Source organism: Pseudoalteromonas sp. SR44-2 (assembly GCF_014163745.1).
Classification (GTDB): Bacteria; Pseudomonadota; Gammaproteobacteria; order Enterobacterales; family Alteromonadaceae; genus Pseudoalteromonas; species Pseudoalteromonas distincta.
Window position 1 is genome coordinate 175,932 of sequence record NZ_JACJDW010000004.1, and the last position, 12,596, is coordinate 188,527.

Genomic DNA, 12,596 nt, shown 5'->3' on the forward strand with positions numbered 1-12,596 from the left:
ATTGAATTTGTATTAAATAATGCTCTCAAGGAAGGGTGGGAGTATGCAACGTTGTGTTTTACATAACACTGACAAGCATGCGAAGAGCTAAGTTTTATAGCTCACAGCTTAAATAAAGTTAAACGCTTTCTTGTGAGAATGTTTAACTGAAATGTAGTGTAAAAACACTGCTTTCAGGACAACTAATACATGTTTATATATAAAAAAAATAACATTGGGCTTTTACTTAGCTTGCTAATGCTTTTATTTGGTACAGCATGCAGCGTTACGCCTGAAATAAAAACCATTGATGAACAACCTCAAAGTAACTCGCCTGACTACGTATCAATTACAGCCCTTGAACTTGCACAGCTAAAAGATGCCGCAATGCAGTGGCAACAAGCTCGTGAAGGTATAGAGCGAATTTTAAGATTAGAAAAAGAAATAACTTACCTCGTAAATCATATCGATATTATAAATAGCAAAGCTATTGCGCAGTCTAATCAAGGGTATAGCAGCAAGTCTGTACGCTCACCACGAAACACACGCAATGTTAAGTCACGCCAACAAGTTAAACAAAATTACAGTAATAAAAAACAAACTGTAGAATTAAATAAACCTAAACATGTATTTGCTTTGCAGGTAGCTTCGGTTGACTCAGAGCAAGGTGTGGCTAAAGCATGGCAAGAGCTAAATACTAAAGCAGCACCGTTGTTTAGAGACAAAATATTGACTAACGTAGAAACCGCCAAAATAAACGACAAAATGTTTTACAGGCTAAAACTTGGCTCTTACCAAAACTTTAAAAATGCAAAAGCAGATTGTGACGTCTTGAAGCTGTATAAACTCGATTGCATAGTAAGTAACTACACCGATAAGCCAGTAAGGCTGTAGTTAAGAAACTTGCTTAAAAATTGTTTATCCATAAAATACACCCTTCATAATTTAATACGTTTAGGGGATAAATAACCCCCTAAACAACGTCATTTTAGGGAAGTTAAATGTTATTAAAATGGAGTTTAGAATGCATGATGCTAATGGGTGTACTTGTTTTATCTGCATGTAACTCATCTCAACAAGTTAAAGTGACTCAAGCAACCCCGCAACCGATTCTTATTCAAAAGTCTGATTTAGAGCAGCTCAAAATCTCTGCGGCACAATGGGAAAGCTCTCAACCGAAAGTAGAGGAGTTACTCAAGTTAGAAAATAAATTAACGCAGCTTGCTACTAATCTAAAACAACTAAATGATTCTGATGCTCTAAATACTCGTGTAAATGATGAAGTTAATAACGAAAGCATATTAAAAACCCACACGGCATTGTTTGCTTTACAAATTGCCGCTTTTAAAAATAAAAATGCATTGCAAAAGAAGCTCAGCGAATTCCAAGAAAAAATACCACAAAATATTATCTCACCCACTGAGATAAATGTAGAAACCGTAAGTGTTAATAACACAACTTTTTATCGATTGAAGTTAGGTGCTTATAGTAATTCAGCGGACGCAAAAAGTGATTGTTTAGCCCTTATAAAGCGACAAGTAACATGTTTTGTTAGCTATTATGTTCAACAACCTTACAGAAGTACGATATAGGCATACAAATTGCTTTATCCTCAGTATGTTTTGAAGAGGATGGCAATTATGCGCCTTTTACTGCCTTTATTATTTTTAAATTTAGCTGCTTGTAACTTGGTGCCACCACCGGAACCAAGTGTGCCTACAAATGCACCTAAAGCAGCCATGGCTCCTTTTACGGTTAATGACTATGTAGTTAATTTAACGTCGCAACTTAACCACCTAAACGGAGCATTAAATGCTAATGCACGTGTTGGCGTTAGTAGCTTCTTTTATGCAGATGCACTAGATACAAAATTAGTGACAGGGCAGGCCTCAGGCTTAAGTCAGCAGATCCAAGAAAGTCTGCTTACACAATTTACTCAATTGGGTTATCACACCGTTGAGTACAGACTTGGGAATAACCTCTCTTTATCAGAAAACTCAGACAGTATTTTAAGTCGCGATTTAAGTAAATTACGCAATCGCCAAAATATTGACTTGGTAATCACAGGAACAGTGACTCGCCAGCAGCATGCATACATAGTTAATGCACGGCTTGTGAATATAGAAAATAAACAGGTGCTCTCTGCGGGAAGTACCGAGATCCCAATTAATGTAATGTGGGGCAATGAGAAAATTCAGCAGCGTGACGGACTTTTATACCGAAGCGAATACTAATTTGGAGCACAAAAATGAAAAACCTATTAATTACATTATGCTTACCACTGGGCTTTGGTTGCTCTCAAATACTAGGCACAATGAATACAGACACCGCAACACCACAAAGTGAGCAAAGCAACCAACTGGTGAGTAACCAACGCGACGTTGCAGCGCCTGTTTCTGACGATAACTTATTTCAGTCAGGAATGGCTCCACAGGATAACTACACAAAAGCAACACCGCCAATGCGTAAAAATATTAACCATTATGTGCGCGGCATAATGCAAGACATGGTTGAAAACTTACAGTACGTAAGTGAACAAACACCATTAGCTGTTTCGAGTTTTATTTTTTTAGATGAAGACTACAACGATGGTAGCTTACTAGGGAATCAAATTGCAGAAAGCTTCATGCATGAATTACACAGCTTTGGTGTACCCGTTATTGATTTTAAAACAACTGATTATATGCGCGTTACCTCAACAGGCGACTTTGTATTTAGTCGCGACTATTTAGAGCTAAATCAAGATCAAAACTTTAAGTATGTACTAGCCGGTACGCTTGTAAACCATCAAGGTGGTGTACTTGTTAATGCACGTATTGTTGGGCTAGAAAGTAAGGCCGTGGTAGGTTCTGCACAAGGGTTTATTCCACAGTCAGTTGCTGATGCGCTTAATAGTAGCTATCGCACTGATGGCATAATGTTAAAACAAGCAAGCAAGTGAGATAATTATGTATAGTAAATTATTTAACCGCTTTATCGTTTTTTTTGCTTTAGCTAATTTAACTGGTTGTGCCTTTACTCAAAATAATGAAAGTGCTGAAATGAATGCATCTTCAACCACACAAGTAAATTATGACCTAGCAAGCATGCTTAAAACAGCCGAGCAAAAATCAACTCAAGACGATGCTAACGGCAATCAATTTACACCACTTCAGCACCATAAAACACTTGCTAACTATGTAGAGCAAATGGCACTTGATTTGGTTGATACGCTTGAGTATGAAAGTGATACCGACACCAACATTAATATTGCTGTTACTACTTTGGTCGATCTTGATTCATCGCTTACTAAAAGTAATCAATTGGGGAATCAAATTTCTGAAACATTAATTCATCAGTTACAAAAGTTTGGTTATGGCGTGGTTGATTTTAAGACAACCCAAACAATAGATGTAAATAGCCGTGGTGATTTTGCTTTCTCGCGTGATATTGAAAAGCTTAGCGAAGAGCAAATGGCGAGCCATGTATTAGCGGGTACATTAATTTATCGACATGATGCTGTTGTTGTTAATACACGTGTAATTAATGCGCATACAAAAAAAATCGTCGCGAGTAGTCGAAAACTAATCCCAATTTATGTACTAAATAAAGAAGATATATACTTATCAAGCAATTAAGTTCAGTTGTCGCTTGATATAAAAAACCAGATGCCGTTATAATTCACACCTCTAAGCACACAGCTTATTTGTGGCCTCTTAGTTAAATGGATATAACGGCCCCCTCCTAAGGGGCAGTTGCAAGTTCGATTCTTGCAGGGGCTACCAATTAAATTAATGAGTTATGCTTGTGTAGCACATATGTAGCGTGATGAGTTTATTAAATAGTGGATTACACTCAACTCTTATAATTGTACCTAGCCATTGTTTCACTGATATCAACTAGCATAGATTTATTACGAATAGCCCAGTTAATAATAAAGTGTAAAAAAGCCGAAAGGTTTTTTAAAGTTAGCCAATAAAGTTAAGTAGAAAGTAGAAACCTCATCAAATTTGAAATTAATTGACCGCTACATCACTCCTGATTTTTTATAAAATATAAATGATAAAGATTTCTAAAAATCAGCTTAACTAATGATGCATTAATTTCTCAGGCTTAATATTATATAGTTTAATTGATTTCTTAACTATTTTTAGGCGTTTCGTAGTCAGCTTGAACGTTCTTCAAAGTGATGTTGTTCAAGGCGTTCACATTCAATACCCGTGGTGTTTTACCTCTAAATGAGCCGTAAGCGTGCTGCTGATTGTAGTGTAGTAATGCCGTCATTCAGGCAAAGTTTAACTTTTGAGATCTCCAAAATCCAAATTAACGGTCGAATAAAACTCTTCTTTGTCGATTCTTTGTGGCCTCTTAACTTTACCATTTAAGTGAGGAGAGCCTGATTTGTTGGGACGAAATTTAATGCTATGCTCCATCAATTTGAGTAGTACCTTCTCAGCAAAAAACTCCATTGCGCGATCAGTTTGTACCGTCGTGTTGGAAATGGCATTTCTTCTATCACTTTATCGACAAAGGTAAGTGTATTGTTTGCCGTTCTGCGTTTAAAGGCGTCTAACACGCGATATCTAGAGCAATCATCAATGGTAGTGTACTGATAAATTCAGGCGCGACTTTACATGTATCCATCTGAATTTAGTCACTAGGAATAGGCCTTTATTATCGAATGAAGTATTTTTCTTTTGCTGAAAAACTATTGGCTTTACTTCGTATTTGGTCAGGACTTTATGAATTGAGTCAAGTGATGGATGGAAGTTATGCTCGTGTAGAAGCTGATTTTGGAGCTTCTAGCACCCATTTTCTATTTGAAAATAAATACTAGTGCTTGGGGGTCTGTGAGTACGTCTATGCTGTTTTCTATGTATCGCTGGTAGCAATTTGAAGAGTAGGCCTAGATATACCAACGACGTCAAACTAGACCCACAACATTGTTTTTTCTTAAAGCTCAATCCACTTTAATAGCTGTTGAGTTTCTTTGTTCATAGAGAGATAGTATATTGAAACGATACCTATGAATCACACAATAACCAGCAACATCTTAAAATACAATCTAGGCTAAATTTCACGGAGTAGGGCCCTAGCCCGCATTACCTTTACTGCGAGTGACCGGGGCAACCTTGAGAGGGGTTAGCTCAAATAAACTCAGTTCCGTATTTCCTCCAATTGACTCGACCGATAGATCATTTGCACCGGGAGCGCCGAATACAAGGTTTGAAAGTACAACTTCGCCGTTATTTACAAAGACCTCAATGGATGTTGTATCTACAATGATATCCAGCATGACAAAGCCATCGCGCGCTTGTACGGGGGACTTTCGAACCTCGCGGTAAACTTTGGGCATCGCATTGGCTATAGCATCCTTATCGCGTTTGACAAAAACAGTGTCATTCGCAAAGTTGTATCCAACGACAGAAAAGTGCCCATTGCCTTCCTTAAGACGGAAGCGGATCTCTTTAGCATCTGAGTCAGCGTCAATCTTAACCCGGAGTCGGTAGGCATCGGATTGAGGCTGAGGAAGTGCCATCTTCGACGCTTCCGTCACCCGAATATTGGATCGAGCTACTGCATTACCCTCAAGTTTGTCGATCGTATTGATGGGCTGCGAGACAAGCTGCGGCTTACCGTCTACAGACCGTAGCATGATGCGCCGTACGATCGAGTTGGCCCCCCCGTGCCACTCATCGGTTGGGAGTTTGGTGGCGTAGGCCCAGTTATTGAGCCAACCAATGGCATAGCGAGAAGCAAGGCGTTCGGCGTCATTGTGGCGTGGGTCTTCCCATGTCACTGCGGCATAAAAGTCGGCGCCGAAGTCTAGCCATTGAGGTTCATCGCTATCCACGGTGAAATTTTTTCCGTCCCATACTCCGGTCCAGTACAGGGTTCCCGTGGTCATTCCTTTTTTAAAGCCGTTCGCGCCAGTTGCCAGCACCCATCGTGTAGTTGCACTGTCATCGTTGACCGACATTTGGAATAGGTCGGGACATTCCAGAATCCCAAGGTCGTCGCGCTCGAACCCAGACTGATACTTCCAATGCTTCAAATCGGGCGACGTGTAAAAGCCGATCTTATGACCCTCAGCCAGCACCATCAGCCATTCATTGCGCGTGTCGTCCCAGATGATCTTAGGATCACGCCAATGCTCGGATCCAGGGTTGTCCATGACAGGATTGTCGTGGTACGCCTTAAATCGATAGCCGCCGTCAGTCGAGACAAAGAGCGACTGGCGCTGTATACCCTCGTGTTGTTGAGTCATGATGGCGATTACAGCGCCAGGGCCGAAGCCTGCAGTGTTATCGATGTCAATTACTACGCTACCGGTTTCAATGTCGCCGAGGCCGTTCTTGTATTTGTCGATTGCCACACCGTGATCTTGCCAGTGCACAAGATCAACCGAGGTCGCGTGGTACCACTCAGTACCGTTTCCTATGGGATAATCGGCATTGTAGAGGTAATAGTAGTGCCAGATACCGTCAATCAGAATTGGACGCTGGGGATCGTTCATCCAGTGTTTGGCGGGGGTTAGGTGCACCGCGGGCCGATATCTCGCCCAATTAGCTGGGCGCTTGTATTTAGATGATTCTTCTGTCAACAGAGGCAACGGTGAAGAGCTAAACGCTGCTTCAGAACCTAATTCGACGGCCGGCGACATTCCTGAGCAGAACAACACGACCAACACGCAAATTGTCATATACCAGCGACTTGCAAATATTAAAATAAAATTGTGATTCATAATTCCCCTTATTGGAGCACCGATTACAAAGCAATGTAATTGCGCAAAGGTACTCATTGAGCATGATAGATGATATTGGGCAGTACGAAAAACTTGTAAAATAAGGAAATGCAGTGCTTCAGAAATCACTGCTGTAAAACAAAAAAACAGAGCGACAGTTCGAGAGACTGTCGAATAAGTCGAGCATACCTTTATTTGCCATTTACAAACAAGGGAGAAGAGGATACGCCGGTACATCGCCATCTCCTCTTCCCACCGATAAGGGCTGTATAGATTAATTTACTAAAGCTATTTCTTTAGAGGCTTGATCTGTCCACCCGAATTCACATTAAGGTTTGCAGGGATATCGGCCCAACCACCTAGCCCATAACCATTTACGCTATAGGAATAATCAACCTCTGACGAGTCGCCGTTGATTTCTATCCTGACTGTAGGTGCAAGCGTCCCACCGCGACGAAAATTTTCTTGAGTGCCGATCGTGTCGATGAACGATTGGATCAAGCCACCAGGCATCACGTAGTGCGAGTACGACTGGAATTGACCTGGGTGCTGATTATAGTCTGGCGCAAACGGACTACCCGGCCAGTAGTTGAGGTTCGTTGGGTTACCCAGCACTAGTCCGGATCCCTGGTTCATCGGCTGGTAATCGCTGCGAATACCGTTGCCTACGAAACCATATACGCCCTCGGGGCCAGTAATACCTGTTGCGTATGTGGTGCTGTGGCTAATAGTGAAAAGGTAGTACTTGCCATCTTGTTGGTAGATCTGCGGTCGTTCAGTCTGATCGGTGACACAGTTTGCAGATAGAATAGGCGGCAGAAATTCCCACTCGGTTAGGTCGTCGTTCGTAGCCCTTGCCAGACCGACGTTACCGATCTGAAAGGGCGCACCCGATGCATTCACTTGGGTTACGGTTTCTGCATAAGGGTCGCCGTCCCGGTAGCCAAGGTCGTCCGCATCACACTGTGCAGTTGTCCGGTCCATGGCCGAGTTCCCCTCAAATACCATATAGGTCTCACCTGGATGAGCCGGATCTTCGAAAGTAAACGGGTCGCGGAAGTTATAGTAAGGGTTTTGCTCAGCATTTTGGTAGTAAGTGCCGTCAGCCTCGAGTAGCGACGTAACCTTGTTGAAACCGGTGAATCTCACGCCGTGTTTATTAGCATGCACATGGCCTACGCTTAGCGCGAGCCGAGAGTCGTAAGGCTTGATGTCCGGTCCTCCGTCTTGATCACGGTAGAAGGCAACATCTGTGAAAAATAACTTTATTTCGCCACCCGGAAAAATACGGGCCGAGCCTGACCACTGGGTCTGGTGGCTGTAAGACTGGTCTTCGAAAATTTCACCGGTGACACCTTCATCGAACACGAGACCACCATAGGTCCAACCACCATTTTCGGGGCGTTGGTCAGCGGAAATCCCAGCCGGCCGATAGAAGTAGCCGATCTTTGCGTAAACGTGGCGGTCATCAAAGCCAAGGCTACGGTCGGCTACTAAAGAAAAAATGATTTCCTGTCCATTGACACTGTACTGATTAGCATCCTCGTCAGTCAGAGGCCAAGAGTCCCATACCCAGACCTGTTCGTTCGACATGTCAGGGAAGTTCTGCGGGATGTCAGGCATAGTGTATTCTTCAGGCATCGAATTCTGACGTGAACCAGCCGTCGGATCAGACATTCGCTTGATTTGGCGTGCATCAGCCCGCGTCCACTTCGCAGTGAAATTACTCTCAGGTGCAAATGCCTCTTGGGTGTGAAATGTCGGCTCGGGACCCGGCTGTAGATAAGGTTCTGCAACAGCTGCCGTTGTTAAGCCCAGAAATGAACACAGAATTGGGATTGTCGATTTACCTATTTTACTATTCATCAATATCTTCTCACTAAATTAAAAATTGTTTCCCGTAAAAGGATGGCCTCAGCCTAATAAGACCCCTATTATCCTAGTCTAAATCAATTATTTTCAGTGAAAACCAGTTGTATTCACTTGAATATATGTGACTTTTATAGCGAAATCGATTCGGACAAAGGTTGTCTTCTGGAATTAGCCAGGAAATTCGGGCGTAATAATGCCCGCGCTACATGATGTTAGCTTTTTTACTATATACCACTCTTTTAAAAACTTAAACGATTAAGTTTGTTTTTTTTGTAATGGTTCACCGATTTAACAATCAAAAATAATCGAAAATATAAATATAAAATACTATTGCATATATGAACTTTCAAATGACCCCGTTAATTCATCTTGAATTAAGGGTGTATAGTATATATGGGCTCCATAGCGTTAGTGTTTACTGGTTTTTTTTGTAAGTAACTTAGAGGTAGGAATTTAAAAGTGAATATTAATATTAAAAAAATAAGTTTTTATGCTTGAAAGTTATCATCATTCATTTAAATATTAACGAAAAAATAATGTATTAATTCTCACGCGGCACCTGTTGAATGAAGGTTTAACTTAATCGATTAAGTTGTTAAGAGGGAAGTTATAATACTTTTTATGCTAACGCTTATGCATTAGAAGAATGAATACCGATTAAAGGATCCCGTGTTGTTATTTTTCGATGAGTCAAAAAGCGATGCCTACCCATAAAATACTGTTGCTTCGAGGCTTGAGGAGCTTTCCTGCTAAGGTTTTAATCTGCAGCATTACGCCAATTAACTCGAAGTGCCCCACTTAGTAAATTAAGTCGCACTAGGTAATTTATCGAACACCACTGCTGAGTTTTTATATCCCAGACATTTTCTTGGCCGAAAGTTAAGGTCTCGTTGAGCGCCAGCAATTTGCTTTGCTGCGATAGGGATCCGTTAAAGTTTTACTTACCTTAAGTTTTTAATATGGGTTTTATTTGGCGAGGGGGGGGGCAGTTTTTTAGTTTGTTTGCTACCAGCCATGGTCACAGAATTTACTGGTATTACCTACTGTGATCGTGAGGAAATGATGACGGTAGTATCTTAAGATGCAATCATCGCCCGAACTATCCCAGCAGAGCTTTTAACAGTCACTTTGCGTATCGGATACATTTTTCTTCGACGTTAAATCATACTAACTATGCCCTTCTACCTTGCTCGCCAAACACTAGGTACACATACTAGCCACTGTTAAAAAATTATTTTTAACAGTGGCTAGTCGGCACTCAATACTAACACTATTGGTGATAATAACGTGCTTTGCTAGGCTACCTTTCGCCACGTAATCTATCGCGCTGCATGAAAACATAAATCAACTTATGGTTGAAAGTATGATCAATAATTTTACCCACACCCGGAATGAATTCAGGATCCTAACTTTGGTTCAACCCAAACTCAACTGAGGCTATAGTCAATACTAATACACTATATTTCGCTGCTAGGTAGATAACAGCTTACAACTAACCATCACTTGTAATTTTATCAATCAATTCGCTAAGTACAGCTTCAGCTTTACTTGTTTCTACTTGGCAAGTACCTGCATTTAAATGGCCGCCGCCGCCGTATTTAAGGCACAGTTCGCCAACATTGGTGTTTGAACTGCGGTTAGTTATTGATTTACCTATGGCATACACTACATTTTGCTTTTTAAGGCCCCACATTTTATGAATCGAGATATTGCAGTCGGGGTACATGGCATAAATAACAAATCGGTTTGTGGCGTAAATTGTTTCTTCCTGAGTTAAATCAAGGACTACTAACTTTTTATGAACGGTAGCGCATTGAGAAATTTGCTCTTTGGCTTTTTCGTTATGCTCGTTATATAAAGCAACACGTTCGGCTACGTCTTCCATTTGTAGGATTTCTTCGATGCTCTGATCTTTACACGCATCAATCAGTTTCATCATTAATTGGTAATTTGAAATTTTAAACTCGCGAAAACGGCCAAGTCCAGTTCGCGCATCCATAATAAAGTTCATTAATACCCAATCGGTTGGGTTTAATATTTCGTCTTTTGAAAACTGAGCAGCATCGCCTTTGTCTACCGCGTCCATCATTTCAACAGAAATATTTGGAAGTTTTTCAGCGCCGCCATAATAGTCATAAACTACGCGAGCTGCTGATGGGGCTTTTGGGTCAATAATATGGTTTTTTATGTCGCTTGAGTTGCGAACGGTTTCGCTAAGGTGATGATCGAATGCTATATGACAGCCTGCAACGTAGGGGAGGTTGGTCGTAATGTCGTTTTCGGTAATGTCTATTTTGCCATCTTGCATGTCTTTTGGATGAACAAATAAAATATCGTCAATTAGGTCTAAGTCTTTGAGCAATACGGCACAAACTAAGCCATCAAAATCGCTGCGAGTGACTAGTCTAAATTTATTATTGGGCATAGCTATTCCATCTTTTTAATTGAATTATCAATTAAGTGTAACAGCTAAATTTTTTTTTGAGAGGTCAGCTTAAAAAAATTATAAAAAAAAGCCAAAACGTTAATTTTGGCTTTTGCTTAGCAAGTTTGTATGTGTGGTAAATAGGTTATGCGCCTGGACCACATTCCATACATGAATTTACAATGTCTGGGCCAAATTTAAGTTTGGCGTTTAAGTCGCGAAGGGCGGTACGTAACCCTTCTTCAATTACTGGATGGTAAAATGGCATATCAAGCATTTCTGGTACGGTCATTTTGTTTTGTACAGCCCAAGCTAATAAGTGAGCGATGTGTTCGGCTTGTGGGCCAATAAATTCTGCACCTAAAAATAAGCCTGTACCTTGCTCTGCATATACACGCATATGACCTTTGTTTTTAAGCATTACTCGGCTACGACCTTGGTTTTCAAAGCTTACTTCGCCTACTTCAAAACAACCGCATGGGCCTAATCGGTCAGTAATTTGCTTGTAGCTTTCGCCGACCATGGCTATTTGTGGGTCGCTAAATACAGCTGCAATTTTTGCTCTGCGCAGACCTATACGTACATCTGGGAAGCGCCCTGCATTTTGACCTGCAATAGCACCTTGGTCAGATGCTTCGTGTAACAATGGGAGCATGTTACTTGCATCGCCGGCTATAAATATGTTCGACTCACCACATTGCATTGTATGTGTGTCTGCGTGCGGTACGCCGCGTTCATCAAGTTCAATGCCGGTGTTTTCAAGGCCTAGTTTATCTACGTTAGGTACTCGGCCTGTGGCTGCAAGTACGTAGTCAAACTGTTCGGTGTGTTTTTCACCTTGTTTGTCGGTGTAAGTTAGCTGTGCTTTGTCGCCAACTTGCATCATGTCAGATACGTTTGAGTCGGTATCTACAAAAAATTCTTCAGCAAAAACAGTATTTGCATAGTCTTTTACTACTGGGTCTGTAAGTGGGCCAATTGCGCCGCCTACACCAAATAGTTTTACATTTACGCCTAGTCGGCTAAGTGCTTGGCCAATTTCAAGACCTATTACACCAGGGCCAAATACAGCGACTGATTCTGGTAGGTCATCCCAATCAAATACGTCGTCGTTTATAATAAGTTTGTCACCAAAGTTATTAAATACGCCAGGGTATGAAGGGCGTGAACCGGTGGCAATTACAAAGCGTTTTGCTGTAATAATTGTATGGTCGTCTATTTGTATGCGGTTTGCGTCTAAAAATTTAGCGTAACCACGAATTTTATCACCATCTGGTAATTCATCTACGGCTTCTACTACGAATCCTACAAAACGATCTCGTTCACTTTTAACGCGTGCCATAACTGCTTTGCCATCAATGACTGGCTTTGAGCTTTGTACACCAAATGCAGGTGCCATTTCAATTGCGTGTGCGGCTTCGGCGGCTGCAATCAATAACTTGCTTGGCATACAACCAACACGTGCACATGTGGTGCCGTATGGACCTGATTCGATCATTAATACATTTTGTGTGAACTGTTTAGCATTACGATAAGCACTTAAACCAGCAGTGCCAGCGCCTATAACAACAACATCGGTTTGCAATTCTTTCATAG

At 41.3% G+C, this 12,596-nt stretch carries 9 protein-coding genes, 1 tRNA gene and 1 pseudogene; 6 read left to right on the forward strand and 5 right to left on the reverse strand.

Features of this window, described 5'->3' with window-relative positions:
• Positions 1-189: 189 nt before the first annotated feature.
• From H5115_RS04160 to H5115_RS04185, 6 genes are all read left to right on the forward strand, one after another.
• Positions 190-873 (forward strand): SPOR domain-containing protein, encoded by a 684-nt coding sequence (locus H5115_RS04160; protein WP_182753791.1) that lies wholly within the window; start codon positions 190-192, stop codon positions 871-873.
• A 107-nt stretch (positions 874-980) separates the two neighbouring features.
• Positions 981-1,571: an SPOR domain-containing protein gene (locus H5115_RS04165; RefSeq protein WP_182753792.1), complete on the forward strand. Its 591-nt coding sequence runs from the start codon at positions 981-983 to the stop codon at positions 1,569-1,571.
• Positions 1,572-1,619: 48 nt separating this feature from the next.
• On the forward strand, positions 1,620-2,213 hold the full coding sequence (locus tag H5115_RS04170) for a FlgO family outer membrane protein (RefSeq protein WP_149602251.1): 594 nt from the start codon (positions 1,620-1,622) through the stop codon (positions 2,211-2,213).
• Between the two features lie 14 nt (positions 2,214-2,227).
• The gene (locus tag H5115_RS04175; RefSeq protein WP_182753794.1) at positions 2,228-2,920 is read left to right on the forward strand and encodes a FlgO family outer membrane protein; all 693 of its coding nucleotides are present in this window, start codon (positions 2,228-2,230) and stop codon (positions 2,918-2,920) included.
• Positions 2,921-2,927: 7 nt separating this feature from the next.
• Positions 2,928-3,596, forward strand: a complete 669-nt coding sequence (locus H5115_RS04180; protein WP_182753796.1) for a FlgO family outer membrane protein — start codon at positions 2,928-2,930, stop codon at positions 3,594-3,596.
• Between the two features lie 72 nt (positions 3,597-3,668).
• Positions 3,669-3,743, forward strand: a tRNA-Arg gene (locus H5115_RS04185).
• 525 nt (positions 3,744-4,268) lie between these two features.
• On the opposite strand, the pseudogene H5115_RS20170 reads toward H5115_RS04185, so the two are convergent.
• From H5115_RS20170 to H5115_RS04210, 5 genes and pseudogenes are all read right to left on the reverse strand, one after another.
• Positions 4,269-4,760, reverse strand: a pseudogene (locus H5115_RS20170) (DDE-type integrase/transposase/recombinase); the annotation flags it as partial.
• 290 nt (positions 4,761-5,050) lie between these two features.
• A complete protein-coding gene (locus H5115_RS04195; RefSeq protein WP_259396322.1) occupies positions 5,051-6,703 on the reverse strand; it encodes a glycoside hydrolase family 32 protein in 1,653 nt (550 codons plus the stop codon).
• 288 nt (positions 6,704-6,991) lie between these two features.
• Positions 6,992-8,569: a glycoside hydrolase family 68 protein gene (locus H5115_RS04200; RefSeq protein ID WP_002961343.1), complete on the reverse strand. Its 1,578-nt coding sequence runs from the start codon at positions 8,567-8,569 to the stop codon at positions 6,992-6,994.
• A gap of 1,498 nt (positions 8,570-10,067) precedes the next feature.
• Positions 10,068-11,000 carry an exopolyphosphatase gene (locus H5115_RS04205; protein WP_182753801.1) on the reverse strand — a complete coding sequence of 311 codons (933 nt, stop codon included), beginning with the start codon at positions 10,998-11,000 and terminating at the stop codon, positions 10,068-10,070.
• 145 nt (positions 11,001-11,145) lie between these two features.
• A complete protein-coding gene (locus tag H5115_RS04210) occupies positions 11,146-12,594 on the reverse strand; it encodes a dihydrolipoyl dehydrogenase (RefSeq protein ID WP_182753803.1) in 1,449 nt (482 codons plus the stop codon).
• Positions 12,595-12,596 lie beyond the last annotated feature (2 nt).

Excerpts from the sequence above, each read along its gene's own strand:
- H5115_RS04195 (WP_259396322.1), bottom strand. The coding sequence starts at position 6,703 with ATGAATCACAATTTTATTTTAATATTTGCAAGTCGCTGGTATATGACA.
- H5115_RS04170 (WP_149602251.1), top strand. The coding sequence starts at position 1,620 with ATGCGCCTTTTACTGCCTTTATTATTTTTAAATTTAGCTGCTTGTAAC.
- H5115_RS04180 (WP_182753796.1), top strand. The coding sequence starts at position 2,928 with ATGTATAGTAAATTATTTAACCGCTTTATCGTTTTTTTTGCTTTAGCT.
- H5115_RS04165 (WP_182753792.1), top strand. The coding sequence starts at position 981 with ATGTTATTAAAATGGAGTTTAGAATGCATGATGCTAATGGGTGTACTT.
- H5115_RS04210 (WP_182753803.1), bottom strand. The coding sequence starts at position 12,594 with ATGAAAGAATTGCAAACCGATGTTGTTGTTATAGGCGCTGGCACTGCT.
- H5115_RS04200 (WP_002961343.1), bottom strand. The coding sequence starts at position 8,569 with ATGAATAGTAAAATAGGTAAATCGACAATCCCAATTCTGTGTTCATTT.
- H5115_RS04160 (WP_182753791.1), top strand. The coding sequence starts at position 190 with ATGTTTATATATAAAAAAAATAACATTGGGCTTTTACTTAGCTTGCTA.
- H5115_RS04175 (WP_182753794.1), top strand. The coding sequence starts at position 2,228 with ATGAAAAACCTATTAATTACATTATGCTTACCACTGGGCTTTGGTTGC.
- H5115_RS04205 (WP_182753801.1), bottom strand. The coding sequence starts at position 11,000 with ATGCCCAATAATAAATTTAGACTAGTCACTCGCAGCGATTTTGATGGC.